The 15,713-nt window shown below is 52.8% G+C and carries 15 protein-coding genes; 10 read left to right on the top strand and 5 right to left on the bottom strand.

Annotated features, from left to right (window positions below):
* The first annotated feature begins 127 nt into the window (after positions 1–127).
* The 8 genes from nfi (at position 128) to C8N40_RS17965 (ending at position 9,369) form a co-directional block, all read left to right on the top strand.
* Entirely contained in the window at positions 128–814 is a 687-nt protein-coding gene (nfi, locus tag C8N40_RS18000) for a deoxyribonuclease V (RefSeq protein WP_108213192.1), read from the top strand.
* Positions 815–1,212: 398 nt separating this feature from the next.
* The gene (locus C8N40_RS17995; protein WP_108213191.1) at positions 1,213–1,812 is read left to right on the top strand and encodes a YceI family protein; all 600 of its coding nucleotides are present in this window, start codon (positions 1,213–1,215) and stop codon (positions 1,810–1,812) included.
* A 21-nt stretch (positions 1,813–1,833) separates the two neighbouring features.
* Entirely contained in the window at positions 1,834–3,189 is a 1,356-nt protein-coding gene (locus C8N40_RS17990; RefSeq protein WP_108213190.1) for a hypothetical protein, read from the top strand.
* Positions 3,190–3,201: 12 nt separating this feature from the next.
* Positions 3,202–3,765 carry a hypothetical protein gene (locus C8N40_RS17985; RefSeq protein WP_146173593.1) on the top strand — a complete coding sequence of 188 codons (564 nt, stop codon included), beginning with the start codon at positions 3,202–3,204 and terminating at the stop codon, positions 3,763–3,765.
* Positions 3,766–4,000: 235 nt separating this feature from the next.
* Positions 4,001–6,619 carry an ATP-dependent chaperone ClpB gene (gene clpB / locus C8N40_RS17980; RefSeq protein WP_108213188.1) on the top strand — a complete coding sequence of 873 codons (2,619 nt, stop codon included), beginning with the start codon at positions 4,001–4,003 and terminating at the stop codon, positions 6,617–6,619.
* 256 nt (positions 6,620–6,875) lie between these two features.
* The gene (locus C8N40_RS17975; protein WP_108213187.1) at positions 6,876–7,601 is read left to right on the top strand and encodes a DUF4142 domain-containing protein; all 726 of its coding nucleotides are present in this window, start codon (positions 6,876–6,878) and stop codon (positions 7,599–7,601) included.
* Between the two features lie 241 nt (positions 7,602–7,842).
* Complete coding sequence (locus tag C8N40_RS17970) at positions 7,843–8,391, top strand: REP-associated tyrosine transposase (RefSeq protein WP_108213186.1); 549 nt, start codon at positions 7,843–7,845, stop codon at positions 8,389–8,391.
* A 129-nt stretch (positions 8,392–8,520) separates the two neighbouring features.
* A complete protein-coding gene (locus C8N40_RS17965) occupies positions 8,521–9,369 on the top strand; it encodes an alpha/beta hydrolase (protein WP_108213185.1) in 849 nt (282 codons plus the stop codon).
* Positions 9,370–9,427: 58 nt separating this feature from the next.
* Here C8N40_RS17965 and C8N40_RS17960 read toward each other — a convergent pair whose 3' ends face one another.
* From C8N40_RS17960 to C8N40_RS17945, 4 genes are all read right to left on the bottom strand, one after another.
* A complete protein-coding gene (locus tag C8N40_RS17960; RefSeq protein WP_108213184.1) occupies positions 9,428–9,793 on the bottom strand; it encodes a SpoIIAA family protein in 366 nt (121 codons plus the stop codon).
* Positions 9,794–10,045: 252 nt separating this feature from the next.
* Positions 10,046–11,248: a lactonase family protein gene (locus C8N40_RS17955; protein WP_108213183.1), complete on the bottom strand. Its 1,203-nt coding sequence runs from the start codon at positions 11,246–11,248 to the stop codon at positions 10,046–10,048.
* An 89-nt stretch (positions 11,249–11,337) separates the two neighbouring features.
* A complete protein-coding gene (locus tag C8N40_RS17950) occupies positions 11,338–12,684 on the bottom strand; it encodes an NAD(P)/FAD-dependent oxidoreductase (protein ID WP_108213182.1) in 1,347 nt (448 codons plus the stop codon).
* 180 nt (positions 12,685–12,864) lie between these two features.
* On the bottom strand, positions 12,865–13,515 hold the full coding sequence (locus C8N40_RS17945) for a carboxypeptidase-like regulatory domain-containing protein (RefSeq protein WP_245905179.1): 651 nt from the start codon (positions 13,513–13,515) through the stop codon (positions 12,865–12,867).
* An 87-nt stretch (positions 13,516–13,602) separates the two neighbouring features.
* Between C8N40_RS17945 and C8N40_RS17940 the strand changes: the two genes are divergently transcribed.
* Both C8N40_RS17940 and C8N40_RS17935 read left to right on the top strand, forming a co-directional pair.
* Positions 13,603–13,989 (top strand): ArsR/SmtB family transcription factor, encoded by a 387-nt coding sequence (locus C8N40_RS17940; RefSeq protein WP_108213266.1) that lies wholly within the window; start codon positions 13,603–13,605, stop codon positions 13,987–13,989.
* Between the two features lie 137 nt (positions 13,990–14,126).
* Positions 14,127–14,828 carry a YjjG family noncanonical pyrimidine nucleotidase gene (locus C8N40_RS17935; protein ID WP_108213180.1) on the top strand — a complete coding sequence of 234 codons (702 nt, stop codon included), beginning with the start codon at positions 14,127–14,129 and terminating at the stop codon, positions 14,826–14,828.
* A 58-nt stretch (positions 14,829–14,886) separates the two neighbouring features.
* On the opposite strand, the gene C8N40_RS17930 is transcribed toward C8N40_RS17935, so the two are convergent.
* Positions 14,887–15,297 (bottom strand): hypothetical protein, encoded by a 411-nt coding sequence (locus tag C8N40_RS17930; RefSeq protein WP_108213179.1) that lies wholly within the window; start codon positions 15,295–15,297, stop codon positions 14,887–14,889.
* Positions 15,298–15,713: the final 416 nt, after the last annotated feature.

The raw sequence follows: 15,713 nt of genomic DNA, 5'->3' as shown, positions 1-15,713 counted from the left end.
GGAAAAAACGTATGCACGTAACAATCAACTATACTTTAAACCGAGCCCATACCTTACTTTTTAACTTTCTAACCTTCTAACTCTCTAACTCCCAAACTCTCTAACTCCCAAACTCCCCAACTCAACCATGGCTTACTTCCGACGCTTCGACTATCCTGCCCCGGACCCGGCTATACTTGCCCGCCTCACCGAAGAGCAGCGGCAAATGCAGGAGCGCATCGTCATCCAGAAGCCGGACTTTGACCTGAAGCTGATAGCAGGCTGCGACTCCTCCTTTATCGGCGAGGACACCATCCTTTCGGTATTTATACTGTTGACGTACCCGGAGTTGGAGGTGGTGGAGAAAGTATGGCACCATGGGCCGGTCGAGTTGCCCTACATCCCGGGCTTCCTGGCCTTCCGGGAGGCACCCAATTTGCTAAAAACCTACGAGAAGCTGGAACAAAAGCCCGACCTGATCATGGTGGACGGCCACGGCATTTCGCACCCGCGGCGCCTGGGCATTGCCACGCACTTGGGCCTGCACCTGAACAAGCCCACTATGGGGGTGGCCAAGAAAGTACTGGTAGGCAAGTATAAAGAGCCGGCTGCAATCAAGGGCTCTGTCTCGCCACTTATCTATAAGGATGACATCATCGCCAACGTGCTCCGCACCAAGGATAACATCAAGCCTGTCTTCGTCTCGCCCGGCCACCTGATGGACCTGGAGTCCGCTACAAGTATAGCCCTGGCCTGCGCCACCAAGTATAAACTGCCCGAACCCACCCGCCTGGCCGACCACTACGCGGCTGTTTTTAAGAGCGAGGTGAAGTAATAAAGTATAGCATCTCCCCTTTTGTATTTTTCTGATTCGGTGATTTTCAGAATCACTTCACTCACCAATAAACAGAAAGTCAATTAGTTACACTCTAAAAGACAGCACAACCCCCAGCGTTCAAAATCCCAACTGAATGCAGCATCCCTCCATCGGGCTATATTTTTTTCTCTACCTCTCTTACCTGAACAGGAAATCTCACATGCTCTAAAAGCACGAAAAAGCCGCCAGAGGGGGCATAATACAGCTCTTATAGGCATTTACTGCCTTTCGTCATCTTAAATACCAGCTAAGATCACTTCTTTAACTGCGCAAGGTCATTCGCTGCGGAGGCGGGCTGCTATAGTTTTGCATCATAGAAATAACACAAAATAGTAGAAACCTTAACCCCTTGCATCATGAGAACTTTTAACCCCATAAAACTGCTAAGCCTGTTTAGCCTCCTTTTAGGACTAAGCTTAGGCAACACGTTGCTCGCCCAGGACCAGTATAAACTGGCCGCAAAGCCCGAGCTGAAAGTAAAGGGCACCTCTACCCTGCACGACTGGGAAATGACCTCCGCGCAGGCCCAGGGTACAGCTGAAATGGTGCTAGAAGGCGCCACCCTTAAAAACGTGAAGGCGGCTTCCGTAACCATGAAGACCCAATCTATCAAGAGCGGCACAGCCAAGATGGACGACCTGGCTTACGAGTCGCTTAAGGCTAGCAAGTTCCCAGACATCACGTTTACGCTGACCTCTTTCCGCGCACTGGACAATAACCGCGGCCTGGCTACCGGCAACCTAACCATCGCCGGCACCACCAAGCCCGTGACTTTTAACGTGGAGACGAGCACTAAATCCAACCTGGTGCAAATGGCAGGCGAGGCGAACATCAAATTCACCGACTTCGGCATCAAGCCACCCACAGCGCTTTTAGGCACTGTAAAAACCGGCAACGAGCTTAAAATCAACTTCAAGGTAGGCTTCCAGCCCGTTGCTTCTTACACAAAAAACTAACGATTTTAAATACTGAACGTCATGAAAAAGTTTACACTTTCACTGGGCCTGATGCTTGGCTTAAGCTTGAGCTCTTTTGCGCAGATTACCTTATCGGACCTGCCATACGCCCGCCCTTACGATAAAAGGGGACTAAATACCTTCGAAACGCCGAAGCAAGACACAGCAGCCTTTGATGGCATTAAAGTGAGACTTGGCGGCGGCTTTGCACAGCAGTTCCAGGGCCTGAAGCACAAGAACTCGGCCACAGCCCTGATGCAGCAGCAAGGCAACAACGAGGTAAACCTTAACCAGTTGATGCCCATCGAGAACGGCTTTAACCTGGCCGCTGCTAACCTGAACCTGGATGTGGCGCTGGCCGACGGTATCCGACTCAACCTGATTACCTACCTGTCTTCCAGACACCACCCGGAGGCCTGGGTAAAAGGTGGCTACATTCAGGTAGATAAGGCGGAGTTCCTGAACAGCCCGCTGGTGGACAAGCTGATGGAGAACCTGACCCTGAAAGTGGGCCACATGGAAATCAACTACGGCGACGCCCACTTCCGCAGAACCGATAACGCCCATGCCTTGCACAACCCCTTCGTGGGCAACTACATCATGGATGCCTTCACCACTGAAATCGGCGCCGAGGTTATCTACCAGAACAATGGCTTCCTGGCGGTAGGCTCCGTGACAGGCGGTGAAATCCAGGGTGGTATTCAGAATCCGGACCAACGCAAGCCCTCTTTCATCGGTAAACTGGGCTACGACAGCCAGCTGAACGAAGACCTGCGGGTACGCTTAACGGGCTCTGTGTACACCACTGCCGGCTCTGTGAGAAACACCCTGTATGGCGGCGACCGTGCCGGCTCACGCTACTACCTGGTGATGGACCCTGCCAGAATTGCAAGCGGTGTAGCCGTTACGACAGCTACGCACTTCACTTCAGGTCACATCAACCCGGGCCTTACCAACAGCATCACAGCCATGGTTATCAACCCGTTCGTGAAGTACCGTGGCCTGGAGCTCTTCGGCAACTTTGAGCAGGCCAAAGGCAAAGGCAGACTAGGCGCAGCCGACGAGCCAAAAGACCGCACCTGGACACAAGTAGGCACTGACGTGGTGTACCGCTTCGGCAGCAACGAGAACCTGTACGTGGCAGGCCGCTACAATACCGTAGAAGGACGCCTGGCCCCACTGGCCGCTACTCCGGATGTACTGAACAACAAAGTGAACCTGAACAGAATCCAGGTAGGCGGCGGCTGGTTCGTGACGAAGAATATACTTGCCAAGGCCGAGTATGTGAAGCAGCAGTACAAAGGCTTTGCTCCGACAGACATCCGCCACGGCGGTGAGTTCGAAGGCTTCATGATTGAAGGTGCCATATCTTTCTAAAGATAAATAACCATGTTACCTGTTCGTATCTTTCTGGTTGCTGCCTCTATGCTGATGAGCGCAGCAGTACTGCCCGAGAAAAAAGAGTTTGTCGTGATTACGGGAAACAAAGTAACCGTAGCAGCAGGCACCTCCCTGGGCACCATCAACTGCGCCTACACCAGTAGCAGCAGCCAGAAGGATACACTTTTGCTCAACAGGCAGATTCCCCGGGGAGAAAGGCTAAAGCTGGCCATACCTGTAAAGGATTTCAACTGCGGCAATATTCTCCTCAACAAGGATTTCGAGAAGACGCTGAACGCCAGCCAGCACCCTTACACCAAAATTGAGGTGGTGTACCTGCGGCAGGAGGGCAAAAACTACAAAGGCGAGCTGAACCTGTTAGTGGCAGGCAAAAGCATTCCGCTGCAGAACGTGAGCTTCTACCCTTGTGCCGGTAAAGGCGCCAGTAACCTGAGAGGCAACATCTGTCTGAACTTCTCCGAGTTGGGCCTGGCCACCCCCAAAAAAATGGGCGGACTGTTTAAAGTGGAAGATGAGCTACAGGTAACAGTGGAACTGCATATGGCAGAATAAATAAGCAAGATAAGGTTAGATTAAGTTGAATAGCAGCAGGAGGCAGCCACTAGAGCTGCCTTTTGCCGTTTTATACTCGTAATACAGATACCTTTATGCCATTATGTCCTTAAAAATCCATTTTACACGAAATCAACCTGCCATAATTTCAGTAAAATCATACCATAATACCATTGGTGTATCCTTTGCTGCTAAGCTCGTAGAATGAAGATCAGGGGAAAACAGGTAAAACGATATGAACTTTAATAACTATACCATCAAAGCCCAGGAGGCCATTCAGAAGGCCACCGAGATAGCAGGCGGCAACCAGCAGCAGGCTATCGAAACCGGGCATATTTTAAAAGCAATACTGGAGACAGACGAGAACGTAACCAACTTCCTGCTCCAGAAACTCAACATCAACGGCAATATCCTGCACAGCAAGCTGGACGAGATAGTGGCAGCCTACCCGAAAGTGAGCGGCGGCAGTCCATACTTGGCCAACGACGCGGCAGCGGCTTTGCAAAAAGCGACCTCCTACTTAAAAGAGTTTGGCGACGAGTATGTGGCCATTGAGCACATGCTGCTGGGCATTCTGGCCGGGCGCGACCGGGTAGCCAGCCTGATGAAGGACGTGGGCTTTAACGAGAAAGACCTCAAGAAAGCAATAAAGGAACTGCGTGGCGGCGCCAAGGTAACCGACCAGAATGCCGAGGCCAAGTATAACTCGCTCAAGCGCTATGCCCGCAACCTGAATGAGATGGCCCGCAGCGGCAAAATCGACCCGGTGATTGGCCGCGACGAGGAGATTCGCCGCGTGCTGCAGATCCTGAGCCGCCGCACCAAGAACAACCCGGTACTGCTGGGTGAGCCTGGCGTGGGTAAAACCGCCATTGTGGAAGGCCTGGCACAGCGCATTGTGAGTGGCGACGTGCCGGAGAACCTGAAAAACAAAACGCTCATGAGCCTGGACATGGGTCTGCTGGTGGCAGGTGCCAAGTATAAAGGTGAGTTCGAGGAGCGCCTGAAGGCGGTGATTAAAGAGGTGGTGGATGCCGAAGGCGAGATTGTCCTTTTCATCGACGAGATCCATACGTTGATTGGCGCCGGAGCCGGTGGCGACAGCGCCATGGACGCGGCCAACCTGCTGAAGCCGGCCCTGGCCCGCGGCGAACTGCACGCCATCGGGGCCACTACGCTCAAGGAGTACCAGAAATATATCGAGAAGGACAAGGCCCTGGAGCGCCGTTTCCAGGCGGTGATGGTGGATGAGCCAAGCGTGCAGGATGCCATTTCCATACTTCGCGGCATCAAGGATAAGTATGAAGTACACCATGGGGTGCGCATTAAGGATGACGCCATTATTGCGGCCGTGGAGCTTTCCAACCGCTACATCACCGACCGCTTCCTACCCGACAAGGCCATTGACCTGATGGACGAAGCGGCGGCCAAGCTGCGCATCGAAATTGACTCGCTGCCGGTGGAGCTCGATGAGATCCAGCGCCGCATCATGCAGCTGGAGATCGAGCGGGAGGCCATCCGCCGCGAAAACGACCGCGACAAGGAAGCCATACTTTCGAAAGAGATCGCCGAACTGTCCACCAAGCGCGATGACCTGAAAGCCAAGTGGCAGAACGAAAAGCAGATCATCGAGGGCATCCAGAAAGAGAAAGAGAACATCGAGAACTATAAGCTCGAGGCAGAGCAGGCCGAACGCAGCGGCGATTACGGACGCGTGGCTGAATTGCGCTACGGCAAGATTCAGGAAGCTGAAGCACACCTGAAAGAACTACAGGAGCAAGTACGCCAGATGCAGGGCGAAAACCCGATGCTGAAAGAGGAAGTGAACTCCGAGGACATTGCCGAAGTGGTTGCCAAGTGGACCGGGATTCCGGTAAGCAAAATGCTGCAGAGCGACCGTGAGAAGCTGCTGCACCTGGAAGAAGAGCTGGGCAAACGTGTCGCGGGCCAGGAGGAAGCCATCGAGGCCATCTCCGACGCCGTGCGCCGCAGCCGCGCCGGTATGCAGGACCCGAAACGTCCTATCGGCTCCTTCATCTTCCTGGGCACGACAGGTGTGGGAAAAACCGAGCTGGCCAAGGCGCTGGCCGATTACCTGTTCAACGACGAGAACGCTATGGTGCGCATCGATATGAGTGAGTACCAGGAGCGCCACGCCGTGAGCCGTATGATTGGTGCGCCTCCGGGATACATCGGTTACGATGAAGGCGGCCAGCTGACAGAGGCCGTGCGCCGCAAGCCCTACTCAGTTGTGCTGCTGGATGAGATTGAGAAGGCGCACCCGGACGTGTTCAACATCCTGCTGCAGGTGCTCGACGACGGTCGCCTGACCGACAGTAAGGGCCGCGTGGTGAACTTCAAGAACACCATTATCATCATGACCTCTAACATCGGTTCGCACATCATCCAGAGCAATTTTGAGACGATGGATGAGTTTAACCACGACGAGGTGATCGAGCGCACCAAGGACGAGGTGTTCGAGCTACTGAAGAAGTCGGTTAGGCCGGAGTTCCTCAACCGAATCGACGAGCTGGTGATGTTCCGTCCGCTGAGCCGCGAGGATATCCGCAAGATCGTGACCATCCAGTTTGGCCACATCCAGGACCGACTGGACGAAGCCGGTATACGCCTAATCGCTACCGAAGAGGTGCTGGATTACCTGGGCGAGCAGGGCTACGACCCGCAGTTTGGTGCCCGTCCGCTGAAGCGTGTGCTGCAGCGCCAGGTGCTCAACGAGCTGTCGAAGGAGATTTTGGCCGGCACTATCAACAAAGACTCGGTGGTGGAGGCCGTGCTGGAGAATGGCCGCATCCGCTTCAACAACGTGGATGTGCAGATTCCGACGAACGAGTAAGATTAGATTAGTTTAAAGTTTAGCTACAAAAAAGCGGTACTTCTGATGAGGTGCCGCTTTTTCTTTTTCCGGGCCAGTGCTTTTGGATGCAGGTGGTACCCGGGTAGCTTATGCCATCTTGTAAAATTGCACTTATCTATACTTAATCATATTGAAACAAAGTTTTAAATGGGTTTATGAAAATTGTTTTTGCACAGAATTCAACTCCCCTAAAACGCTGGCGTATAAAAAGTTGGATTTAAAAACTTTGAAAGCTATGAAAAAAGTCATGTTATACTTTGTTGCGGGATCGATGATGGCCGCAACTGCGTGCAGCAGCACAGGCTCTGCTACTGCCGACTCTACCTCGATGGAAAGGTCTGAGACTGTGACCGCTCCTGGCAGAGCCACCGATGAAACAACTACCACCAACACTAATACGAACACAGGAAACACCGGCACCACGACCACGACAGGCACCAACACTGACAGACCCGGAACTATTGGGGCAACCGGGGCAGCTACAGCCACCTCCGGCATGGATGCCACCATGGACATGACCAGCCTGACTAACCTGGATGACGCCACTTTTATGATGACAGCCGCCAGCAGCAACCTACTGGAGATAGAGCTAGGTGAGATGGCGCTTGAGAAGGCCACAGACCCTAAGGTGAAGGAGTATGCCCAGATGATGATAGATCACCATACAGAAGCAAAGCAGGAAATGGAGTCTATCGCTTCTGAAATGGGTGTAGAATTGCCAACCACCATGATGCCGATGCACCAAACCATGGTAGATAAGCTTGCCAACAAAACCGGCGCCGGCTTTGATGAGGACTATATGGACACCATGGAGCGCGCCCATAAAATGGATATCGCCATGTTTGAGGCCAAGACCAGAAACGCAAAGAATGAACAGGTAAAAACCCTGGCGGCTAAGACTTTGCCAAAGCTGGAGTCTCACGAGAAAATGGCAAACGAGATTGAAGACACTGTAGATTAAGCAACGGCTCCTACACATAAAGGCAAAAGCCATCGGGTAATTACCTGATGGCTTTTGTGTTGTAGCCTACCGCGAGCTTTCAGCTCGTGGCTTCCATTGCTGCCAGCTTTCAGCTGGTGTAATCCTTACACTATATTTTCGCAAGCTGAAAGCTTGCCTCATGCACCACCACGAGCTGAAAGCTCGCGGCAGATTCAGGCTTATGGCAACTATAGAAACTGAACCTGTGTAAAGCCTCTGTATGAGCCGAAACTATAAAATCCGGGACCAGTCAAAGCTATACTTTGTATCGTTTGCAGTGGTGAACTGGATTGATGTGTTTGTGCGGCGGGAGTATAAGGATGTAGTGGTAGAGAGTTTACAGTATTGCATCAAATACAAAGGGTTGGAAGTATACGCCTGGTGCATCATGACGAGCCATATTCATCTCATCATCGGTAGCAATAAGGAACCAATGGAAGGCATACTTCGGGATTTGAAACGGCATACTGCCAAGGCCATACTTCAGATGATAGAAGAGCATAACCAGGAAAGCCGCAAAGAATGGATGCTGTGGATGTTCAGGAGGGCCGGCAGCCGAAACCCCAGCATTGAGACGTTTCAGTTCTGGCAGCACCACAACCACCCAATTGAACTATTCAACAACCAGATGATGCAGCAGCGGCTCGACTACCTGCACCAAAACCCCGTTGAAGCAGGCTTTGTAGAAGCTCCGCAGGAATACCGCTACAGCAGCGCCATAGATTATACCGGCGAAAAAGGTCTGATAGATGTCACGCTGATCGAATAACCTTTTCACACCGATTTATACTTGCCACAAAGCCGCTGATGCTAGAGACACCCGCTATACTTAAAAGCAGATTTATACTTTAAAAATTACCGCTTTATCTATATTTTGCATAACCTATACTTAACCGCTATGCAAAAGAGAATTTATACTTTCCTCCTGCTGTTCCTTTGTATACTTACCGCTGAGGCAGCCAAAGTCGACACCCTTGTTATCCAAAGCCCTTCGATGCAGAAAACGCTGAAAGCCGGCGTGGTGACGCCTGAGGGCCACGGCAAGAAAAAGAACGGGCCTTACCCGGTTTTATACTTGCTGCACGGCTACAGCGGCAACTTCAGCAACTGGCTGAAAACACCCCCGCAAAAAGATCTGCTGCAAAGTATGGCCGACAAATACCAGCTCATTATCGTCACGCCGGAGGGCGGCTTCAGCGGCTGGTACTACGACAGCCCCTTGGACAAATCCAGCCAATACGAGACGTATATCACGCAGGAGCTGCGGCAAGAGGTGGAGCGCAAGTATAGCACCATCAGCGACCGCAGCGGCCGGTTTATCTCGGGCTTAAGTATGGGCGGGCACGGAGCCTTATACTTGTCGGCGCGCCACCCGCAGCTGTACCTGGCCGCCGGAAGTATGAGCGGGGCCCTGAATGTGTCCAGAATTGAATCGGATAAACTGCTTGAAAGTATAGAGGCCTTGCTGGGGCCAAAGCAGGAAAACCAGGAGCTGTTCCGCCAGCGCTCTGTGGTGCACATGGTGCCGCAGCTAAAGGCCAGTGGCGTTAAGTTGATGATTGACTGTGGCGTGGATGACTTCCTGATTGAAGATAACCGCGAGCTGCACCGCCGCCTGGTGTATGAGAAGGTGCCGCATGAGTACATCGAGCGCCCGGGTGCCCATACCTGGGCTTACTGGGGCAATGCGTTGGAGTACCACCTGCTATTCTTCCAGAAGGTGCGCGCGGAGGCGCTGGCACAGTAGCAACCGTATACTTTAAAAATAAAACGCCCGCAGAACCAGCTGGTTCTGCGGGCGTTTTTTATTCCTCTCCCGTTTGTACCCACCGGAGGGCCTTTTCGCGGTCTGCCAGGTTAAAGTAGCGCACCCCCTTCTTTTTTACCGGGCTGATGATCTTGGCGGCCCACTCCTGCCATACTTTCTCACCTACCATCGCCACGCGGTCATACTCACGGCCGTGCACCAGGTCGAACAGGGCATTTTCCAGTGCGGCACCGGGCTTTACCCAACTCAGGTTTACCATCTCGTAGTATAGCCGCGCCGATCCGTAGCGCTTCATCCTGTCCCGGATCTGCTCGCGGTACAGGTCAAAGTCGTCGTTGGTCAGCTGACCGCTCACCCGCACGGCCAGCATGTCTTCCTGAGTCTCTGCAAGTATTTCAATCATCTTTTAAAGTATAGACAAAGGGTAGTTAGACAAAAGACCATTTGACAAAGGACGAAGGAGACAAGTAAACTGGCTATTTATACTTGTCTGGAGCTTTGGGTATACTTCAAAGTATAATATGATAAGTATGAGCACCAAGTTAGCTTGAAGTATAAACCCTGGAACAACTTTAGGTATCTACCTGAATTGTTACACTTTATACTTGAAGTGTCTTTTGTACTTTGTCTAAAGTTCTTTTGTCCTGTTACTTACTTACCGGAACACCAGATTCACCGGTTTCTGTACCTGCGCCTCCTGGCCGGTGGCGGAGAGCTTGCCTGTGGCTTTGTCTACCTTAAACGCGGTGATGTTGTTGGAGCGCTCGTTGGCCACCAAAAGTATACTCCCGGATGGGTCGAGGGAGAAATCACGGGGCCAGTCACCGCCGGTGCTGATGTGTTGTACTGTTTTCAGTTGGCTACCTTCTTGTTCCACGACGAACACGGCAATGCTGTTGTGCCCGCGGTTGGAAGTATACAGGAATTTTCCGTCTGCCGATACTTTAATGGCCGCCGGATAATTGTCATCCTTGGCATCTTCCGGCAGCGTAGTCAGGGTTTGAGCCTCTGTGAAAGTGCCTTTCGCGGCATCGTACTCCAGAACGGTTACCGTGGAGTTGAGCTCGTGCAGCAGGTAGGCATACTTGCCGCTTGGGTGGAAGGCCATGTGGCGCGGCCCCGAGCCGGGCGCCGAAGTATAGGCCACGGCAGGATTGTTCGGAGTTAGCTTTCCGGCCTCGAGCCTGTACCCAAATACTTTATCAGCCCCCAGGTCCACGGCAAAGCTATACTCACCATCAGGCGATGGGGCGATGTAGTGGGCATGCGGCTTTTCCTGCCGCTGCGCGTTCGGGCCGGTGCCCTTGTGCTGCAGCACCTGCGGCTGCCCCAACTGTCCATCTTCCTGCACCGGCAGAGCGGACACATTGCCACCCACATAATTAGCTACCAATACCGTGTTTTCCCCGGCAAGCCAGATATGGCAAGGCGCGCCGCCTCCCGATGAGGTCTGGTTCAGCAATGTCAGTTCCTTTCCCTCTGCCCCCACGGCAAACGCGCTGACGGCGCCACTTTCCTTGCCTTCAAAATTGGTGGTCTCGTTTACCGCGTACAGGTGCTCCCCGGCAGTGTCCAATGTAAGGTACGAGGGATTCCCTCCGGCCTTAAAGCCGGCCACGCGCTTCAGTTCACCTGTCTCCGAATTCAGGCTGTAGAGGAAGATGCTCTCCTCCTCAGGCTTGGCATAAGTGCCCACGTAAAACATGCTCGTTTCCATAGGTTCTGGTTCAGTTGTAGTAGCTGCGTCTTGCTGCTCGACGGCATTGTTACAAGCCGTTACAGAAAACAAAAGAGCTGCCAGCCCCAACACTGGCGTGGCTGGCAGCTTAAAGCGGGTAAAGAAGGCGTTCATTTGCATGGGCGATGGGTTAGAAGGTTGTGCCCGTGAAGTTATACTTTAATAGCAATTCTCTAGGGCTTCGCTCCAATTTCTAATCTATCTTCCCATCAATCCGCCTGATACTTATCGATAAACTTGCGCCCTATTCTGTCGCCGCGCCGCACAAAAGGACGGATGATAAGACGGGTGCCGTTTTCGTAAGTGAAGAACCGGTAAGCCCAGTTGCTGAGCACCACCAGCTTGTTGCGGAAGCCCACCAGCGCCATCACGTGCACGAACAGCCACACCACCCAGGCCAGGAAGCCCCCAAAGTGCAAATTGCCCGGCAGGTCGGCTACGGCACGGTTGCGCCCAATGATGGCCAGCGAACCCTTGTCTTTATACTTGAAGGGCTCCAGCGGCTCTTTGCGCAGCAGGCGTGGCAGGTTCTTGCCCAAGAGTTTGCCCTGCTGGATGGCAGGCTGTGCCACGCCCGGGTGCCCCTTCGGAAAGTCCGGCAGCTTCATGAAAGCGATATCGCCAATGGCAAACATGTTATCATAGCCCAGCACCTGGTTATACTCGTTCACCAGAATGCGGCCGCGCTCCACGGAGGTTTCCGGCAAGCCATCTATCAAGGCCCCCGATACGCCTGCCGCCCAGATAAGTGTGTTGGTTCTAATCTGTTCTCCGTTCTTGAGCATGGCCAATACGCCATCGTAAGAGCTCACGAGCGTGCCAAGCCGGATATCTACCCCAAGCTCATGCAGGTACTTATAGGTTTTCTCGCTTGCCTCCGGCGACATGGGCGGCAGCAGACGGTCCATGCCCTCCACCAGGATGATGTTCATCTGGCTGAAGTCCAGGCCGGGGTAGTCGGTAGGCAGCACGTGGGCGCGCATCTCGGCCAGGGCGCCGGCCAGCTCCACGCCGGTAGGGCCGCCGCCCACAATCACGAAGTTCATGAGCTCCTGGCGCCTTTCGGGGTCCTTGGTCATGCTTGCCTGCTCAAAGCACTGCAAAATCTGGCTGCGCAGGTTCAGGGCCTCAGGTATTTGCTTGAGCGGAAAGGCGAATTTCTTTATCTGGTCGTTGCCGAAGTAGTTGGGCTTGGTGCCGGTGGCTATCACCAGGTAGTCGTAGGCCACGTCGCCGATGACGGTGTGCACGGTACGGGCTTCGGGGTTAATGCCGGTTACTTTTACCAGACGGAAGTGGAAGTCCGGGTACTTGTCGGAGCTAAACATCTTGCGCAGCGGCTCGGCAATCGAATCAGGCTCCAGGCCGGCAGAGGCCACCTGGTAGAGCAGCGGCCAGAAGCCGTGGTAATTCTGCCTGTCAAACATCACCACCTGAAAATCTTTATTCGGGAGCTGTTTGGCAAGATTTATACCTCCAAAGCCCCCGCCAATAATCACGACCCGGGGTTTTGTCGTGTCAGGGATGTTAAGGGAAAGTTCTTCAGGTTCAAGCATAATATGGTCTGTTAAAGCTTGTAGCGGTCAAAAACATTGTTGTTTTGCTATATAAATGCACAAAGCACTATATAGGCAACAAACGAAACGCCGGTTTGTTAGTTGCCGCATACAATTTTGCCGCCGCCACAGGCCGGGGCTTATACCATACTTATACTTCCGGGAAGGAGTGTTGTATTACTATTTATTGCCGTTTAACAGGCCGCGGAGCAACTGCGGGATGGCCATCATGTTAACCGTGGGGTACATGTGCCGGTTTTGCTGCTGTTGTATCTGCTGTTGTTGCCAGAAGCGGAAGTTCTGCGCGTCGCTCATCGGGGTGATGCGGGACATTTCCTCCAGGCGGCGCGGGTCCAAATCGCGGGTAATGATGGCCGTGCCCTTGTCGGGGAGCCTTACGTTGGCCACAGCCTCCTTAAAGTCGCGTTCGGTGGGCCAGGGGAACACCTCCACGGTGGGCAGTTCCATGGGGTCTTCCTGCATCTGCATGATGATGGAGTAGCTCTGGCTCTCGTAGTTTTTGGGGATGATGAGGTACTGCGTCTTAAAACCCAGCGCCGCAAAAAGCACGCTGTCGCCGGCCAGCACGGGCATAGAGAAGTAGCCGTAGTCGTTGGTGTAGGTGCCGCGGTTAGTGCCCGGCACAAAAACGCCTGCCCCCGCCACACCGTACAGGCTGTCGCCGGTGGCCACAAAGCCGGAGAGCTGCACCACGCGCTGCCTGACTTGCGCCTCGGCCTTATCAGGCGCCAGCAGCAGCAAAAACAGCGGTAGCCACATCCACTTTAGGGCATTCGGAAGAGAAGCACGAAGTATGGCAGGAAAGGTCATAGGCTACAATTATACTTATTAATTCTTTTATAATAGCCACTTTTGGCTAATTTTGTTCAGGCCTCCCCAGCTACTATCACAACCCTTATGAGACTGAAACACTTTAGCCTGGCCTTCGGGCAGCAGATATTGAAAGCTCTTGCCGACGAGTCCAGGCTGCGTATACTTCACCTGATCCTGCGCAACCGCGAGATGTGCACCTCCGACCTGGAGCAGGTGCTCGACTTCACCCAAACGAAGACCTCGCGCCACCTGGCTTACCTGCGCAATGCCGGTTTGGTGGCCCCCCGCAAGCTGGACCAGTGGGTGTACTATTCCATAAAGGATGAGGGGGCCGACTTCGTAAACCAGATCTTTTCCTACATGGAGCGCGACACCATCCTGCAGAAGGACCTGGAAGTATACCAGATTTTGTACTCGAACCGCGAGCTGGCCGTCACGAAGCTGCAGAACCGCCGCTGGATAGCATCTTAGATCCCGGCAAAGTATAACTCCCGAACCATCGTTTTAGTATAGCAGTTCCAAAACGGCGCCATCTCTTTCTGCACTGCTCCCGAAACATCCGCCCCACAAAGGCGTTTTACTTCTACCTGACCCTGTTATACCTTAACATGAAAGCATACAAACACATTCTCTTCGACCTGGACCATACGCTGTGGGATTTTGAGAAGAACTCTGAAGAGACCCTGTATACTTTGTACGAGCAGTTTGAGCTGGCAAAGTATGGCAAATTCACCTGCGACTCGTTTTACCGCAAGTATAGATTTGTGAACGTGCGCCTCTGGGACCTCTACAACAAAGGCAAGATAGACCAGCAGGAGCTGCGCCGGAGCCGCTTCGTGAAAACCCTGACCGGCCTGGGCCTGGAGGAGCACGAGGTGCCGGAGGGCATTTCGGAAGCCTACACTTCGCTCTGCCCCACCAAGAAAGCCGTGTTTCCTTATACCTATGAGGTGCTGGAGTACCTGCAGCCGAAGTATGGCCTCCACATCATCACCAATGGCTTTAAGGAGGTGCAGCAGGTAAAAATGAGCTCGGCCATGCTGCACGATTACTTTAAAGAAGTAGTTACCTCGGAGTGCTGCGGGTATAAAAAACCGGACCAGCGCATGTTCCGCCACCTGCTCGACAGGATAGACGTGAACCCCGAGCACTGCCTTATGATTGGCGATAACTTCGAGTGCGATGTTGAGGGTGCCCGCAACGCCGGCATAGACCAGGTATACTTTAACCCCGAGAGGATAAAGACGCGCCAACGGCCAAAACCGACCTACGAGATAAGCTGCCTGAGCGAGCTGAAGCAGATACTATAAATCAAAAAAAGGGCGATGGAAACTCCACCGCCCTTTTCGTTTATACTTGGCTATATACTTAGTCCTTTATGTCGCCGCCTGTCTCCAGCGTTCTGAACTCGGCCTGCAGCATCTTGATCTTGCCTTTGTCGTCGGTGCCAAGTTCCTTCTCCACTGTCTCCTTGTGGGCGTTCAGGCGCTCCAGCACGTTTTTGGCGTTCTGCCACTCCGTATCGCCCCAGTTGGCTTTCTGCTCGCGCACGTTCTCCATAAACGTGATGTAGGCCTGGCGCATGTTGGCGGCCGTGATGGCGTTTATGTCGGCATGCTCGCCCAGCAGTTCCTGCTGCATCGGCAGTTTATCATCCTGTATCGTTACAACCGCAGCATTAGCTTCGGCAAAAGTATAGTTTGCGGCCTCGGCAGCAAAAGAAAAGCCCAGGGCCGCAGCCAGCATTACTTTTGCGTAGGTCTTCGTTGTCTTTTTCATAGTACTTAAAATTTTTAATTATTCCCACCGCCTACTGGCAGTGGCCGGAACCTTATACGCAAAACAATACAATTTGGGTTACCCTCCGCTACTTCATAAACTTGGCTTCTGTTCGCACAGTTATACTTTTACCTGATTCTCAACAAGTATAAAGTATAAATTTGTGCAATTTACTTCCTCAAAGTATGGCGAATCGCGGCTGTTATACTTTTGGATTGCAAACCCGAAAGAGCTGAGAGTCTAAGAGCAAACAAAGTATACTTCAAAGTATAAAGGGAAGTATAAATCAGAAAATCATACTTGTATAAGGAGAGAAAGGCTGCTTGAACAGTAGAAAAGTATAGCTGGTACATCAGCCGGAAAGAAGCAGGTAAGCTGTAGTTAAAAAAGTATGGCCACAAGCTGCGTACTGCAAC

It is taken from the genome of Pontibacter mucosus (genome assembly GCF_003054055.1).
GTDB lineage: Bacteria > Bacteroidota > Bacteroidia > Cytophagales > Hymenobacteraceae > Pontibacter > Pontibacter mucosus.
This window is presented reverse-complemented; position numbering and strand designations above follow the sequence as displayed.

Coding starts and splice junctions, on each gene's coding strand:
- nfi (WP_108213192.1), top strand. CDS start 128: ATGGCTTACTTCCGACGCTTCGACTATCCTGCCCCGGACCCGGCTATA.
- C8N40_RS17995 (WP_108213191.1), top strand. CDS start 1,213: ATGAGAACTTTTAACCCCATAAAACTGCTAAGCCTGTTTAGCCTCCTT.
- C8N40_RS17990 (WP_108213190.1), top strand. CDS start 1,834: ATGAAAAAGTTTACACTTTCACTGGGCCTGATGCTTGGCTTAAGCTTG.
- C8N40_RS17985 (WP_146173593.1), top strand. CDS start 3,202: ATGTTACCTGTTCGTATCTTTCTGGTTGCTGCCTCTATGCTGATGAGC.
- clpB (WP_108213188.1), top strand. CDS start 4,001: ATGAACTTTAATAACTATACCATCAAAGCCCAGGAGGCCATTCAGAAG.
- C8N40_RS17975 (WP_108213187.1), top strand. CDS start 6,876: ATGAAAAAAGTCATGTTATACTTTGTTGCGGGATCGATGATGGCCGCA.
- C8N40_RS17970 (WP_108213186.1), top strand. CDS start 7,843: ATGAGCCGAAACTATAAAATCCGGGACCAGTCAAAGCTATACTTTGTA.
- C8N40_RS17965 (WP_108213185.1), top strand. CDS start 8,521: ATGCAAAAGAGAATTTATACTTTCCTCCTGCTGTTCCTTTGTATACTT.
- C8N40_RS17960 (WP_108213184.1), bottom strand. CDS start 9,793: ATGATTGAAATACTTGCAGAGACTCAGGAAGACATGCTGGCCGTGCGG.
- C8N40_RS17955 (WP_108213183.1), bottom strand. CDS start 11,248: ATGCAAATGAACGCCTTCTTTACCCGCTTTAAGCTGCCAGCCACGCCA.
- C8N40_RS17950 (WP_108213182.1), bottom strand. CDS start 12,684: ATGCTTGAACCTGAAGAACTTTCCCTTAACATCCCTGACACGACAAAA.
- C8N40_RS17945 (WP_245905179.1), bottom strand. CDS start 13,515: ATGACCTTTCCTGCCATACTTCGTGCTTCTCTTCCGAATGCCCTAAAG.
- C8N40_RS17940 (WP_108213266.1), top strand. CDS start 13,603: ATGAGACTGAAACACTTTAGCCTGGCCTTCGGGCAGCAGATATTGAAA.
- C8N40_RS17935 (WP_108213180.1), top strand. CDS start 14,127: ATGAAAGCATACAAACACATTCTCTTCGACCTGGACCATACGCTGTGG.
- C8N40_RS17930 (WP_108213179.1), bottom strand. CDS start 15,297: ATGAAAAAGACAACGAAGACCTACGCAAAAGTAATGCTGGCTGCGGCC.